Below are 14310 nucleotides of genomic sequence, written 5' to 3' on the forward strand. Positions count from 1 at the left end.
AGGTGCGATGCGTCAACGGCGGGTGCCATGCGTCAACGCGGGTAAAAGGGGCGAGCCCCGGACCGAAGTCCAGGGCTCGCCCCTTGAACGCTGCCGACGCCTACGGCGTACTACTGGCCGTCTAGTTGTCGTCCTCGTCGATCAGGAACCCGCGCATCGGCGAGGGAGCCTGGCCCATCGGGGACGGACCCTGCGGGCGCACCGGCGCCATCGGCTGGGTCATCGCCGGGGACATCTGCTGCTGGCCGCCGTAGGAGGGGGCCGCCGGAGCAGGACCGCTGCCCATGCCCTGGTTGCCGCCGTAGGACGGGGCACCCGCACCGGCCGGGGCCATCGAGGGCGCCGGGGACGGCGGCAGGGAGGCGGTGGCCGGGGTGCGCGGCGGGGCCAGCGAGTCGTCGGCCTGGGTCTCCAACTGGCGCAGCTGGGACTCCAGGTAGGACTTCAGGCGGGTGCGGTACTCGCGCTCGAAGCCGCGCAGGTCCTCGACCTTGCGCTCCAGCGTGGCGCGGGCGGACTCCAGGGAGCCCATCGCGACGCGGTGCTTCTCCTGCGCGTCCCGCTCCAGCGCGTCGGCCTTGGCACGGGCGTCGCGCTCCAGACCCTCGGCACGCGAACGCGCCTCGCCCACGATCTTGTTGGCCTCGGAACGGGCCTCGGCGATCGCCTGGTCGGCGGTCTGCTGAGCCAGCGAGAGGACACGGGCGGCGCTGTCGCCACCGGGGCCCTGACCGGGGCCGCCCATCGGACCGCCCATGGGGCCGCCCATCGGACCGCCCATCTGCTGCTGCATCGGGGGCTGACCCATCGGACCGGGACCCTGGCCCATCGGGCCGGGACCCTGCGGACCGCCCTGACCGCCGGGACCGGCGGGCAGCTGCGGGGCACCGCTCGGCAGCTGGGGCGGGCCACCCATGGGGCCACCCATCTGCTGCTGCGGCGGGCCCGATATGCCGGCCGGCACCGGAGCGCCGGGTCCTCGCATGCCCTGCTGGGGCATGCCGCCCTGCTGCGGCATACCGCCCTGCTGCTGGTCCTGCGGCTGCTCCGGAGGCTTGCGCATGTTCTGCTGGTTCTGCGCGGCCGCGCGCGTGGCCGCGGCCAGCTTGGCGCGCAGGTCCTCGTTCTCGCGGAGCAGGCGGGTCAGTTCGGCTTCGACCTCGTCGAGGAAGGCATCGACCTCGTCCTCGTCATAGCCTTCTCGGAGGCGGACGGTCGTGAACTGCTTGTTCCGCACGTCCTCGGGGGTCAACGGCATCTCTTCACCTCAACGTAGTCGTCGGCATTCGGCAAGACGGTAGTTCACATCGCTCACAGCCGGCTCACGATCGAGATCAGGATGTAGACGATGATCATCAGTACGAAGAAGGACAGGTCGAGCGCCACGCCCCCGAGACGCAGCGGCGGAATGAACCGCCGCAGAAGCTTGAGCGGTGGATCAGTGACAGTGTAGGTGGCCTCCAGAACGACCACCATCGCCTTGCCGGGTTGCCACGAGCGGGCGAACTGGAAGACATAGTCCATGACCAACCGGAAGATCAGCACGATGAGGAAGCACATCAGCGCGATGTAGACGACATCCAGGACCACGCTCATGTCCTTGCTTCCCTCTCCCCTGTTTCCGTGCTGCTGCGGTACTGCGGTTGTGACTCTTGTACTGCTTTATCCGGTTGTGCGTCTCAGCTCTGGTTGAAGAACCCGCCCTCTGCGATGCGGGCCTTGTCCTCCGCCGTGACATCGACGTTAGCAGGCGACAACAGGAACACCTTCTGCGTCACCCGCTCGATGCTGCCGTGAAGACCAAACACCAAACCCGCCGCAAAGTCGACAAGTCGCTTGGCATCTGTGTCATCCATCTCAGTGAGATTCATGATCACCGGGGTGCCCTCACGGAAGTGTTCCCCGATGGTACGGGCCTCGTTGTAGGTCCGCGGGTGAAGCGTGGTGATCCGGTACGGCTCTCGTTCCGACACGACCTTGGGCATGATCACCGGCGCGTTCTTCTCCAGGCTCTGACGTTCTTGTGTGATGGACGCCACGGGCGCGATCCGCGCCGGGCGCCCCGATTCCGCGGCTAGCGAAGCGGAATGAGGCACCGGGTCCCGGGGCGTCGAGGGCTGCACGACTCGTACCGATTCGTCCCTTTGTGACTGATGTGCACCGTGGGACTGGTGCGACCGCTCGTGCGGCCGGTGGTCCCGCTCGGGCTCCGGGTCGAGTTCGGGCTCGAAGTCGTCGTCGGGGTCAAAACCGCGGCCGTCGTACCCATCGTCCTCCACGAGGCCGAGGTAGACCGCCATCTTGCGCATCGCGCCGGCCATGCTCTGAGTCCTCCGCTCTGTGGTGGATCGACTGACTACTGCCAAGTGCCCGCGATCCACGAGGTCGTTACAACCGCTCTTCAGCGGTAATGACCATATTTTCTGCTGTGGTCCGACTTCCTGGCGACGTTACCCGAGCCTCGCGCGGACTCCGAGTACCGCGCTGCCGACGCGTACATGTGTCGCCCCGGCCGCCACGGCCTGTTCGAGGTCCGCACTCATTCCTGCCGAGACCATGTTCGCAGCCGGATGGGCTCGGCGCAGGTCAGTCGACAAATCCATCAACCGCTCGAACGCCGCCCGTTCACGTCCCGCGTACTCCCCGGTCAGAGGTGCGACGGTCATCAGTCCGTCAAGCCTCAGCCCCGGAGCCTCCGCGACGAGATCGGCCAACTCCCCGATCCCGCCGGGGGCCACGCCGCCGCGGTCCCCCCGCTCCTTCTCCCCCGCGTCCAGCGCGACCTGGATCAGGCACCCCACCTCGCGCTCCGCCCGCACGGCCTCCTTCGACAGGGCCGCCACCAGCCTGGCCCGGTCGACGGACTGCACGAGATCCGCGTAACCGACCACGGACCGCACCTTGTTGGTCTGCAACTGACCCACAAAGTGCCAAGTAAGGGGCAGATCCGAACATTCGGCGGCCTTGGGTGCCGCGTCCTGGTCCTTGTTCTCGGCGACGTGCCGCACGCCCAGCCCCGACAGGATGCGCACATCGCTCGCGGGATAGGTCTTGGTGACCACGATCAGGGTCACCTCCTCGCGCTTGCGTCCCGCGGAAGCGCAGGCCGCGGCGATGCGCTCCTCCACTTTCGCCAGGTTCGCTGCGAGTTGGTCCTTACGTTCCGTCATGCCCTATCAGTCCAGCCAGACATAGCCCGCGAGCCGACCCGTGGTCCGGTCGCGGCGGTACGAGAAGTGGTCGCCCGATTCGCGCGTGCACACCGGCGACCGCTCCCGGTCGCGCACCCCGAGCCGGCCGAGCTGCGCGTGCACCCCCGCGGTCACGTCGACCGCCGGAGTGCCCCAGCTCGTCTCGGCGTACGCGGCCGGCTCGACGGCGGACACCTCGGCGCGCATCTCCTCGGGCACCTCGTAGCACCGGCCGCACACCGCGGGTCCGGTGCGGGCGACAATCCGGGACGGTTCGGCACCCAGTTCCGTCATCGCGCGCACCGCGGCCGGGACGACCCCGGCGACCATGCCGGGACGGCCCGCGTGAGCCGCGGCGGCTACACGTGCCACCGGGTCGACGAGCAGGACCGGGGTGCAGTCGGCGGTGAGGACGGCGAGGGCGAGTCCGGACTCGGCGGTCACGATCGCATCGACCTCCGGCACCGGCCGCCCGCCCCAGGGTCCGTCGACCACGGCGACGGCGTCGCCGTGCACCTGGTTCATCCAGACCACCCGGTCCGGGTCGATCCCGAGCGACTTGGCCGCCAGCTCGCGATTGCTCCGTACCGCGCCCGGGTCGTCGCCGACGGCGCCGCCGAGATTGAGCTCCTCGTACGGAACGGCGCTCACCCCGCCCCACCTGTCGGTGAAGGCGAAGTGCGCGCCGTTCACGGTTTCGCGCTGTCCTATCACTTCAGGAAGTCCGGCACGTCCAGCTCCTCGGCGGGGCTGTCCGCGTAGGTGCGGGACGGCGGGACCGGCGGGGAGGCCGGGAGGTCGGCGACCGGCTCGGGGGCGGGCGCCGGGTCCTCCTTCGGTGTGACGCTGCCGAGCGAGCCGAAGGACGGACGGCTCTCGGGCTGCCGTACCGGGGTCGGCTCCTCGCGCTTGGCGGAGGACGAGCCGAGGATGTTGTCCCGCTTGGCGGGCGGCTGGCCGCCGTCGAACCCGGCCGCGATCACGGTGACCCGCACCTCGTCGCCGAGGGCGTCGTCGATGACCGCGCCGAAGATGATGTTGGCCTCGGGGTGGGCCGCCTCGCTGACCAGCTGGGCCGCCTCGTTGATCTCGAACAGGCCGAGGTCGGAGCCGCCGGAGATGGAGAGCAGCACCCCGCGGGCGCCGTCGATGGACGCCTCCAGCAGCGGGGAGGAGATCGCCATCTCGGCCGCGGCCACCGCGCGGTCGTCGCCGCGGGCCGAGCCGATGCCCATCAGGGCCGAACCGGCCTCGGACATGACCGACTTGACGTCGGCGAAGTCGAGGTTGATCAGACCGGGGGTGGTGATCAGGTCGGTGATGCCCTGGACACCGGAGAGCAGGACCTGGTCGGCCGACTTGAAGGCGTCCAGTACCGAGACCTGGCGGTCCGAGATGGACAGCAGCCGGTCGTTGGGGATGACGATGAGGGTGTCGACCTCTTCGCGGAGTTCGGCGATGCCGTCCTCGGCCTGGTTGGCCCGGCGCCGTCCCTCGAAGGTGAACGGGCGGGTGACCACGCCGATGGTGAGGGCGCCCAGGGAGCGTGCGATGTTGGCCACGACGGGCGCGCCGCCGGTGCCGGTGCCGCCGCCTTCACCGGCCGTCACGAAGACCATGTCGGCCCCCTTGAGGACCTCCTCGATCTCCTCGCGGTGGTCCTCGGCGGCCTTGCGGCCGACGGCCGGGTTGGCTCCGGCGCCGAGTCCGCGGGTGAGTTCACGGCCGACGTCGAGCTTGACGTCGGCGTCGCTCATCAACAGCGCCTGTGCGTCAGTGTTGATGGCGATGAACTCGACGCCCTTGAGACCGACCTCGATCATCCGGTTGATGGCATTGACACCACCGCCGCCGACACCGATGACTTTGATGACTGCGAGGTAGTTCTGCGGTGCTGCCACGTCGAAGGCCTCTCGCCTCGAGTTACGTGTCGCCGAACCGTCGGGGCCTTACTGCCTCGCGATCCGGACGACTGATGCCGAATGGGACGGTCCGTAGCGCCGACCCGAACCCTAACCCTGAAGTTTAGGGTTACCAATGTGTCTGTTCCTTGGAGTCTTCTGAACAGGACACTAAGTCGACAAGTGGCGCCCGTTCAACGAACACGCCGAACCTCCCGTTTTTCTTTTCACCCTATGTGATCAGCCGTGTCGCTGCCCAACCAGGGTGCTGGCCTGCGCGGATGTGCGTCAACTCCCCGCTGACGCAGGGGCGGTGGGAACACTCACATCGAAGTGCCGTGCGTCCGGGGAGGCTTTCATCAGAGCCGTGAGTGTGCGAGCCTTCGCCGCGCCCTTCTCGGAGCTGCCCCAGTCGACGGTGCGGCCGTCGGTCAGCTCCAGCGAGATGGCGTCGTAGGAACGGACCTTGACGCTCCGGGTGAGCCGGGAGACGGCCTCCGGGAGGGCGGCGGCGACCCGGACCGCCTCGCGCGCCAGCCGCCGCTCGCCGAAGCGGCGCAGACTGGCCGCGGCGGTCCCGGACCGGGCGAGCCTCAATTCCAGCGCGGGAACTCCCTTGGGAGCCACGGAAACCGTGGCGAAACGGACGCCTTTCTTGTCCACTTCGACGAATTTCCCGCCTTTTCGCACCACCAGTACCGCGGTGCGCTCGGCGACTTTCAGCCCGATTCCGTCCGGCCAGGAACGGCTCACGTCCACCGTGTCGATACGCGGCAGTTCACGCCGCAGGCGCGCCTCGATGGCGTCGGTGTCGACGGAGACCAACGGCGAGCCCACCGGCACCTCGGCGGCCTCGCGCACCTGCTCGGGGGTGAGCACCCGGGTTCCGGAGACCGTCACGCGCTCCACGCGCAGCCAGTCGGAGCCGTACAACACCCAGCCGCCGCCCGCCCCGAGGAGCGTGAGACAGACAGCGAGGATGATGATCGTACGAAGTCGTGGCGGCCGTACCCGCCGGGCGGGGGGCGGGCCGGACGACTGCTGCTGACGTTCCCCGCGCTCGGCGGTCGTCGATCCGGCCACGCTGCCTGCCCTCCGTCATACGGTCATACGGTCCTACCGACGGTGCGAGGCGATCGCCTCGTACACCATGCCGACGAGCAGGTCGTCGGCGTCCCGGCGGCCGAACTCGCTTGCGGCGCGGGACATCTCGTACAGCCGGTGCGGATCGGCGAGCACGGGCAGGACGTTGTGCTGCACCCACTCGGGGGTGAGGTCCGCGTCGTCGACCAGCAGTCCGCCGCCGGCCTTGACCACCGGCTGGGCGTTGAGCCGCTGTTCGCCGTTGCCGATGGGCAGCGGGACATAGGCGGCCGGGAGTCCGACGGCGGAGAGTTCGGCGACGGTCATCGCGCCCGCGCGGCAGAGCATCATGTCGGCCGCGGCGTACGCGAGGTCCATCCGGTCCAGGTAACTTACCGGGATGTACGGGGGCATTCCCGGCATCTGCTGGACGTGCGGCAGTTCGTTCTTCGGGCCGACCGCGTGCAGGATCTGGATTCCGGCCTGCTGGAGATAGGGCGCGACCTGCTGGACGACCTCGTTCAGGCGCCGGGCGCCCTGGGAGCCGCCGGAGACGAGCAGCGTGGGCAGGTTGGGGTCCAGGCCGAACGCGGCGCGGGCCTCGGGGCGTACCGCGGCCCGGTCCAGGGTGGCGATGGAGCGGCGCAGCGGGATGCCGATGTAGCGGGCGTCGCGCAGCTTGCTGTCCGGGGTGGAGACGGCGACCCGGGCCGCGTACCGCGAGCCGATCTTGTTGGCCAGACCGGGGCGGGCGTTGGCCTCGTGGATCACGATCGGCACGCCGAGGCGCTTGGCGGCCAGGTAGCCGGGCAGCGCGACGTAGCCGCCGAAGCCGACCACGGCGTCCGCCTTGGTGCGCTCCAGGATCTGCTCGGCGGCCTTGATGGTGCCGCGTAGCCGGCCCGGGACGGTGATCAGCTCGGGGGTGGGCTTACGGGGCAGCGGGACGGCCGGGATCAGCGCCAGCTCGTAGCCGCGCTGCGGGACGAGCTTGGTCTCCAGGCCCCGTTCCGTGCCCAGGGCCGTGATGCCCACGGTGGGGTCCTGCCTGCGCAGGGCGTCCGCGAGGGCGAGCGCGGGCTCGATGTGGCCCGCGGTTCCTCCGCCGGCGAGTACGACATGCACCGAAATTCACCGCTCTCCGGACGAACGCGCCGCCGAGGCGCGCCGTCGCATCGTGTTCCATCTCCGGGGTTCCCTGGTGGCAGCGGAACCCCCGGCACCCCGCTTTCTACCAAAGCGGGGTTGCCGCATCGAAAGCGCCGCCCGCGCAGCGGGCTCGTCACGTGCGAAGGCGATCAGCAGCCCGATGGCGAACATGGTCGGCAGCAGGGCCGACCCTCCGTAGGAGAACAGCGGGAGGGGGACACCGGCGATCGGCAGCAGACCGAGCACCGCACCGATGTTGATCACCGCCTGAGCGGTGATCCAGGTGGTCACGCCTCCCGCGGCATACCTCACGAACGGGTCTTCCGTACGTCCGGCCACGCGGATACCCGCATAGCCTAGAGCCGCGAACAGGGCGAGCACCGACAGCGTCCCCGCCAGGCCCAGTTCCTCACCGGTGACGGCGAAGATGAAGTCGGTGTGGGCTTCGGGCAGTTGTCCCCATTTCTCCACACTCGCCCCGAGCCCGGAACCGAAGATCCCGCCGGAGGCGAGCGCGTAGATCCCGTGCACCGCCTGCCAGCAGGCGTCGCCGGGCCCGGGGTCGGTGGCGGCCAGGCACTGCAGGCGGGCCATCCGGTTCGGGCTGGTCTTGATGAGGATCAGCCCGATCAGTCCGGCGACCGACAGCACCGCCACGAACAGCCGGGTCGGCGCGCCCGACAGCCACAGCAGGCCGAACAGGATCGCGGTGAGGATGATCGCGGTGCCCATGTCGCCGCCGAGCATGATCAGTCCGAGCAGCATGAAGGCGACCGGGACCAGTGGCACCAGCATGTGCTTCCACTGGATCAGCAGCTTCTTGTCCTGCTTGCGGGCGAGCAGGTCCGCGCCCCACAGCACCAGCGCCAGCTTGCCGAACTCGCTGGGCTGGAGCTGGAAGGGGCCGCCGACGGAGATCCAGTTCTGGTTGCCGTTGACCGCGACTCCTATCCCGGGCACCTGCACCAGGGCCATCAGGAAGACGGCGCCCGCGAGGATCGGATAGGCCAGCGCCCGGTGCAGTTTGATGGGCATCCGGGAGGCGGCGAGCAGCAGTCCGGCGCCGATCGCGGCGGCCAGCAGCTGCTTGCGGAAGAAGTACGAGCCCGGCAGCGACATCTGCAGCGCCGTGATCTGGGAGGCCGAGTAGACCATCACCAGACCGAGCACGGTGATCAGCAGACTGCCGCCGAGGATCAGGTAGTACGCGGTCAGCGGCCGGTCCCAGGCCCGCTTGGCGCGCAGGTACAGCCGGCGGACCGGGTTCTCGCGCGGGGTGCGGGTCGCAGTGGGGCGGCGGCCGGTCCGCTGAAGGGGAGGACGCCCCGTACGGCTACTGGACATCACCGGCTCCTCGCACCCGACCGCCGATCCCGAGCCACATCCGAGTCACCCCGTCCCTTAGTGGGTCCCGAAGCACCCTAAGCGGCCGAGACCCTCCGTCAGGCGCCGGCCGCGAGTTCGCGGACCGCTTCCGCGAACGCGTCGCCGCGCTTGTTGTAGTTGGCGAACATGTCCATCGAGGCGCACGCCGGGGCCAGCAGCACCGTGTCGCCCTCGGTGGCGAGCCGCTGGGCCTCCCGGACCGCCGCGAGCATCGCCCCAGTGTCGGTCCGGTCGAGGTCGACGACGGGCACTTGCGGGGCGTGTCGCGCGAGCGCTTCGCGGATCAGGGCCCGGTCGGCGCCGATCAGGACGACACCGCGCAGCCGCTTCGCCGACTTGCTGACCAGTTCGTCGAAGGTGGCGCCCTTGGCCAGTCCGCCGGCGATCCACACGATGGACTCGTAGGCGGCCAACGAGGCTTCCGCGGCGTGGGTGTTGGTGGCCTTGGAGTCGTCGACGTAGGCGACCCCGGCCACGTCCGCCACGTGCGCGATGCGGTGGGCGTCCGGGGTGAAGGCCCGCAGCCCGTCCCGTACGGCCTTGGCGGGGACGCCGAAGGCGCGGGCGAGGGCCGCCGCGGCAAGGGCGTTGGCGATGTTGTGCGGGGCGGGCGGGGTGACGTCGGAGACCTCGGCCAGCTCCTGGGCGTTCTTGTGCCGGTTCTCCACGAAGGCGCGGTCGACCAGGATGCCCTCGACGACGCCGAGTTGGGAGGGGCCGGGGGTGCCGAGGGTGAACCCGATGGCCCGGCAGCCCTCCTCGACGTCCGCCTCGCGCACCAGGTCCTCGGTCGCCTTGTCGGCGACGTTGTAGACGCAGGCGACGCGATTGCCCTCGTAGATACGGCCCTTGTCGGCGGCGTACGCCTCCATGGAGCCGTGCCAGTCGAGGTGGTCCGGGGCGAGGTTGAGGACCGCGGCGGAGTGGGCGCGCAGGGAGGGCGCCCAGTGCAGCTGGTAGCTGGAGAGTTCGACGGCGAGGACGTCGTACTGCTCGTCGCCGAGGACCGCGTCCAGCACGGAGACGCCGATGTTGCCGACCGCCGCCGTGCGCAGGCCCGCCGCCTTGAGGATGGAGGCGAGCATCTGCACGGTGGTGGTCTTGCCGTTGGTGCCGGTAACGGCGAGCCACGGCGGGGCGTCGGGACCGCGCAGCCGCCAGGCGAGTTCGACGTCGCCCCAGATCTCCACACCGGCGGCGCGGGCCGCCTCGAAGAGGGGCTTGTCCGGCTGCCAGCCGGGCGCGGTGACGACGAGTTCGGTGCCCTCGGGCAGGGTGGCGCCGTCGCCGAGGCGGACGGTGACGCCCAGCTCCTGGAGTTCCGCGGCCTGTTCGCGCGCGCGGGCGTCGTCGCCGTCGTTGACGACGGTGACGATCGCGCCGCGCGCGTGCAGCACCTTGGCGGCCGGGACGCCGGAGACGCCGAGCCCGGCGACGGTGATGTGCTTGCCCTGGAAGTCTTCGGGCCCCGAGGAGGTCACTTGTCCGCTGCCCATCCCGCGTAGAAGATGCCGAGGCCGACGATCACGCAGATGCCCTGGATGATCCAGAACCGGACCACCACGAGCACCTCGGACCAGCCCTTGAGTTCGAAGTGGTGCTGGAGCGGTGCCATCCGGAAGACGCGCTTGCCGGTGAGCCGGAAGGAGCCGACCTGGATGACCACCGACATGGTGATCAGCACGAACAGGCCGCCGAGGATGGCGAGCAGCAGCTCGGTGCGGGAGCAGATGGCGAGGCCGGCGAGGACACCGCCGAGCGCCAGCGAGCCGGTGTCACCCATGAAGATCTTGGCGGGCGAGGTGTTCCACCACAGGAAGCCGAGGCAGGCGCCCATCAGCGCGGCGGAGACCACCGCGAGGTCGAGCGGGTCGCGGACCTCGTAGCAGGCGCCCGGGTTGGTCAGGGTCTGCGCGTTGGCGCAGGACTCCTGGTACTGCCACACACCGATGAAGGTGTAGGCGCCGAAGACCAGGACGGAGGCGCCGGTGGCGAGGCCGTCGAGACCGTCGGTGAGGTTCACGCCGTTCGACATCGCGAGGATCATGAACAGCGCCCAGACCACGAACAGCACCGGGCCGATGGTCCAGCCGAAGTCCGTGATGAACGACAGCTTGGTGGAGGCCGGGGCGTTGCCGCGGACGTCCTCGAACTGCAGTGAGAGCACCGCGAAGGCGATACCGCCGAGCAGCTGTCCGGCCATCTTCGCCTTGGCCCGCAGACCCAGCGAACGCCGCTTGACGATCTTGATGTAGTCGTCGAGGAAGCCGACCAGACCCATGCCGACCATCAGGCCGAGCACCAGCACACCGGAGTACGTCGGCGGCTTGCCGGTGATGAGCTTCGACAGGAAGTAGGCCGCGACGGTCGCCAGGATGAAGGCGATACCGCCCATCGTGGGCGTACCGCGCTTGCTGGCGTGCTCGCGCGGGCCGTCGTCCCGGATGTACTGGCCGTAGCCCTTGCGGGCGAGCAGCTTGATCAGCAGCGGTGTGCCGATCAGTGTCAGGAAGAGGCCAATGACTCCTGCGAACAGGATCTGCTTCATCATCGGGCGGCAACCTCACCCTCGGCACCGGTCTCGATGAGCGCCTGCGCCACGCTCTCCAGGCCGACCGACCGGGACGCCTTCACGAGCACGACGTCCCCCGGGCGCAACTCGCTGCGCAACAGGTCGACCGCCGCCTGTGCGTCGGACACGTGCACCGACTCCTCACCCCACGAACCCTCGTTATATGCGCCCAGTTGCAGCCAGGACGCTTCCCTGCCCCCGACCGCGACGAGCTTGCTGACGTTGAGCCGGACGGCGAGCCGTCCGACCGCGTCGTGCTCGGCGAGCGCCTCGTCCCCGAGCTCGGCCATCTTGCCGAGCACCGCCCAGGTCCGCCGCCCCTTGCCCATCGCCGCGAGCGCGCGCAGGGCGGCTCGCATGGACTCGGGGTTCGCGTTGTAGGCGTCGTTGACGACCGTCACGCCGTCCGGGCGCTCGGTGACCTCCATCCGCCAGCGGGAGAGGGAGCCCGCCTCGGAGAGCGCGGTGGCGATCTCTTCCGCGGACATGCCCAGCTCGTGGGCGACGGCGGCCGCGGCGAGCGCGTTCGACACGTGGTGCTCACCGTACAGGCGCATGGTCACTTCGCTTGCACCGGAGGGTGTGTGAAGCATGAAGGAGGGCTGTCCGCTGTCCGTGAGTCGCACGTTCTCGGCGCGAACGTCCGCTTCGTCGGACTCTCCGAAAAGGAGCACCTTCGCCTTCGTTCGGGCGGCCATGGCCCGTACCAAGGGGTCGTCGGCGTTGAGGACCGCGACACCGCCGTCCGCCTCGGCGGGCAGCGCCTCGACGAGTTCGCCCTTGGCCTCGGCGATCTGCTCGCGGCCGCCGAACTCGCCGATGTGGGCGGTGCCGACGTTGAGCACCAGGCCGACGCGGGGCGGGGTGAGCCCGGTGAGGTAGCGGATGTGGCCAAGCCCGCGGGCGCCCATCTCCAGCACCAGGAAGCGGGTTTCCTCGGTGGCGCTGAGCGCGGTGAGCGGCAGCCCGATCTCGTTGTTGAGCGAGCCGGGCGTGAACACGGTCGGCGCCTTGCGCCGGAGCACCTGGGCGACCAGGTCCTTGGTGCTGGTCTTGCCGGCCGAGCCGGTGAGCGCCACAAGGGTGGTGCCGAGCTTGGCGACGACGTGCCGGGCGAGGGCTCCGAGGGCGGTCTGGACGTCGTCCACGACGATCGCGGGCACGCCGACGGGCCGCGAGGCCAGTACGGCCACCGCGCCCGCCTCGACGACCGCGGCGGCGAAGTCGTGGCCGTCGACGCGCTCGCCGACGAAGGCGACGAAGAGGCTGCCGGGGACGGCCTCACGGGAGTCCCGGACGACTGGTCCGGTGACCTGGACGGACGGATCCGGTATGTCGTACGTCTGCCCGCCGACGACTTCTGCGATCTCGGCGAGAGAGAGGGCGATCACAAGTTCATCCCTGGGTCTGCTGAATGGCTTCGCGGAGCACCTGGCGGTCGTCGAAGGGACGCACCACCCCGGCGATGTCCTGGCCCTGCTCGTGGCCCTTGCCCGCGACCAGCACGGTGTCGCCGGGCTGTGCGCGGGCCACGGCGGCGGCGATGGCGGCGGCCCGGTCCTCGAAGACCTGGACCTCGCCGCGCTCGTGCCGGGGCACGGAGGCCGCGCCCTGGAGCATGGTGGCGAGGATCGCGAGGGGGTCCTCGGAGCGGGGGTTGTCGGAGGTCAGTACGGCGGTGTCGGCGAGCCGGGCGGCGGCGGCGCCCATCGGCGCGCGCTTGGTGCTGTCCCGGTCGCCCCCGCAGCCGAGCACGATGTGCAGCTTGCCCTCGGTGACCTTGCGCAGGGCGCGCAGGACCGATTCGACGGCGTCGGTCTTGTGGGCGTAGTCCACGACCGCGAGATACGGCTGGCCCGCGTCCACCCGCTCCAGCCGCCCCGGCACGCCCGGAACGGCGGCGATGCCGTCGGCGGCGGCCTGCGGGTCGAGGCCCGCCTCGGCCAGGGCGACCACGGCGGCCAGGGTGTTGGCCACGTTGAACGGACCGGCCAGCGGGGAACGGGCGGCGATCCGCTCGCCCTTGGGGCTGACCACGGTGAACGTGGAGTCCATCGGGCCGACCTTGACGTCCTCGGCGCGCCAGTCGGCGTCGGGGTGGCCCTCGGCGGAGAAGGTGACGACGGGGACGGTGGCTTCCTTCACGAGCCTGCGCCCGTACTCGTCGTCGAGGTTGACCACGCCGCGTTTGCTGCGCTCGGGCGTGAACAGCTGCGCCTTGGCCCGGAAGTAGTCCTCCATGTCGGAGTGGAACTCCATGTGTTCCGGGCTGAGGTTGTTGAAGACTGCGATGTCGAAGACGCAGCCGTCGACCCGGCCGAGGACCAGCGCGTGGCTGGAGACCTCCATGGCGACCGCCTCGACGCCGCGCTCGCGCATGACGGCGAACAGGGCCTGCAGGTCGGTGGCCTCGGGCGTGGTGCGCTCGGACTTGATGCGCTCCTCGCCGATGCGCATCTCCACGGTGCCGATCAGGCCGGTGGAGCGGACGGTCTTCAGGCCGCCCTCGACGAGGTAGGCGGTGGTGGTCTTGCCGGAGGTGCCGGTGATGCCGATCTGGAGCAGGTCCCGGCCGGGGTGGCCGTAGATGGTGGCCGCCAGTTCGCCCATCTGCCCGCGCGGGTCGTCGACGACCAGGACGGGCAGGCCGGTGACGGCGGCGCGGTCGGCGCCGGTGGGGTCGGTGAGCACGGCGACGGCGCCGAGGCCGGCGGCCTGGGCGACGAAGTCGGCGCCGTGCAGCCGGGCCCCCGGCAGGGCGGCGTACAGGTCGCCGGGGCGGACGGCGCGCGAGTCATGGGTGATGCCCGTGACCTCGGCGTCCTGGTCCGGCTCGGTGGCACCCAGCTGGTCGGCGAGCTCCGCGAGGGGTGTGGCGGAGGGCTGGACCGGCCGGGGCGGCCCGGGATATGTCACGGGTGCGCCCTTCTGGGTGGTTTGGGACTGATCAGCGTGTGGCACGGCGGTGAGCGTACCGGGCTGACCCGCCTCGGAGCGAAGCGAGTGGGCCGACGGCTCCTGGTTCCCG

At 70.3% G+C, this 14310-nt stretch carries 13 protein-coding genes; all 13 read right to left on the reverse strand.

The features are described from left to right. Positions 1 to 121: 121 nt before the first annotated feature. The 13 genes from GA0115233_RS03265 to GA0115233_RS03330 all read right to left on the reverse strand — a co-directional run bounded on the left by GA0115233_RS03265 (position 122) and on the right by GA0115233_RS03330 (position 14198). On the reverse strand, positions 122 to 1258 hold the full coding sequence (locus tag GA0115233_RS03265) for a DivIVA domain-containing protein (RefSeq protein WP_093718517.1): 1137 nt from the start codon (positions 1256 to 1258) through the stop codon (positions 122 to 124). Between the two features lie 53 nt (positions 1259 to 1311). Continuing rightward, a complete protein-coding gene (locus GA0115233_RS03270; protein ID WP_007448661.1) occupies positions 1312 to 1596 on the reverse strand; it encodes a YggT family protein in 285 nt (94 codons plus the stop codon). Between the two features lie 83 nt (positions 1597 to 1679). Further along, positions 1680 to 2321, reverse strand: coding sequence for a cell division protein SepF (locus GA0115233_RS03275; protein ID WP_093718518.1), 642 nt, complete (start codon positions 2319 to 2321; stop codon positions 1680 to 1682). A 129-nt stretch (positions 2322 to 2450) separates the two neighbouring features. Beyond that, a complete protein-coding gene (locus GA0115233_RS03280) occupies positions 2451 to 3170 on the reverse strand; it encodes a YggS family pyridoxal phosphate-dependent enzyme (RefSeq protein ID WP_093718519.1) in 720 nt (239 codons plus the stop codon). A gap of 6 nt (positions 3171 to 3176) precedes the next feature. Beyond that, on the reverse strand, positions 3177 to 3905 hold the full coding sequence (gene pgeF / locus GA0115233_RS03285; protein WP_093718520.1) for a peptidoglycan editing factor PgeF: 729 nt from the start codon (positions 3903 to 3905) through the stop codon (positions 3177 to 3179). Next, positions 3902 to 5092, reverse strand: coding sequence for a cell division protein FtsZ (gene ftsZ, locus GA0115233_RS03290; RefSeq protein WP_093718521.1), 1191 nt, complete (start codon positions 5090 to 5092; stop codon positions 3902 to 3904). The genes pgeF and ftsZ overlap by 4 nt, the downstream gene beginning before the upstream one ends. 288 nt (positions 5093 to 5380) lie before the next feature. Beyond that, positions 5381 to 6175: a cell division protein FtsQ/DivIB gene (locus GA0115233_RS03300; protein WP_093718523.1), complete on the reverse strand. Its 795-nt coding sequence runs from the start codon at positions 6173 to 6175 to the stop codon at positions 5381 to 5383. Positions 6176 to 6208: 33 nt separating this feature from the next. Next, entirely contained in the window at positions 6209 to 7300 is a 1092-nt protein-coding gene (gene murG / locus GA0115233_RS03305; protein ID WP_093718524.1) for an undecaprenyldiphospho-muramoylpentapeptide beta-N-acetylglucosaminyltransferase, read from the reverse strand. Positions 7301 to 7306: 6 nt separating this feature from the next. Then, positions 7307 to 8668, reverse strand: coding sequence for a putative lipid II flippase FtsW (gene ftsW / locus GA0115233_RS03310; RefSeq protein WP_093718525.1), 1362 nt, complete (start codon positions 8666 to 8668; stop codon positions 7307 to 7309). A gap of 98 nt (positions 8669 to 8766) precedes the next feature. Next, positions 8767 to 10206 carry a UDP-N-acetylmuramoyl-L-alanine--D-glutamate ligase gene (gene murD / locus GA0115233_RS03315; RefSeq protein ID WP_176711627.1) on the reverse strand — a complete coding sequence of 480 codons (1440 nt, stop codon included), beginning with the start codon at positions 10204 to 10206 and terminating at the stop codon, positions 8767 to 8769. Next, positions 10188 to 11261, reverse strand: coding sequence for a phospho-N-acetylmuramoyl-pentapeptide-transferase (mraY, locus tag GA0115233_RS03320; RefSeq protein ID WP_093718527.1), 1074 nt, complete (start codon positions 11259 to 11261; stop codon positions 10188 to 10190). Before mraY ends, murD begins: the two co-directional genes overlap by 19 nt. Continuing rightward, positions 11258 to 12673, reverse strand: coding sequence for a UDP-N-acetylmuramoyl-tripeptide--D-alanyl-D-alanine ligase (murF, locus tag GA0115233_RS03325; RefSeq protein WP_093718528.1), 1416 nt, complete (start codon positions 12671 to 12673; stop codon positions 11258 to 11260). The genes mraY and murF overlap by 4 nt, the downstream gene beginning before the upstream one ends. A gap of 4 nt (positions 12674 to 12677) precedes the next feature. Continuing rightward, positions 12678 to 14198, reverse strand: coding sequence for a UDP-N-acetylmuramoyl-L-alanyl-D-glutamate--2,6-diaminopimelate ligase (locus tag GA0115233_RS03330; RefSeq protein ID WP_093718618.1), 1521 nt, complete (start codon positions 14196 to 14198; stop codon positions 12678 to 12680). Positions 14199 to 14310 lie beyond the last annotated feature (112 nt).

The organism is Streptomyces sp. DI166, from assembly GCF_900091315.1.
GTDB lineage: Bacteria > Actinomycetota > Actinomycetes > Streptomycetales > Streptomycetaceae > Streptomyces > Streptomyces fuscus.

Coding starts and splice junctions, on each gene's coding strand:
- GA0115233_RS03265 (WP_093718517.1), bottom strand. CDS start 1,258: ATGCCGTTGACCCCCGAGGACGTGCGGAACAAGCAGTTCACGACCGTC.
- GA0115233_RS03270 (WP_007448661.1), bottom strand. CDS start 1,596: ATGAGCGTGGTCCTGGATGTCGTCTACATCGCGCTGATGTGCTTCCTC.
- GA0115233_RS03275 (WP_093718518.1), bottom strand. CDS start 2,321: ATGGCCGGCGCGATGCGCAAGATGGCGGTCTACCTCGGCCTCGTGGAG.
- GA0115233_RS03280 (WP_093718519.1), bottom strand. CDS start 3,170: ATGACGGAACGTAAGGACCAACTCGCAGCGAACCTGGCGAAAGTGGAG.
- ftsW (WP_093718525.1), bottom strand. CDS start 8,668: ATGTCCAGTAGCCGTACGGGGCGTCCTCCCCTTCAGCGGACCGGCCGC.
- murD (WP_176711627.1), bottom strand. CDS start 10,206: ATGGGCAGCGGACAAGTGACCTCCTCGGGGCCCGAAGACTTCCAGGGC.
- mraY (WP_093718527.1), bottom strand. CDS start 11,261: ATGATGAAGCAGATCCTGTTCGCAGGAGTCATTGGCCTCTTCCTGACA.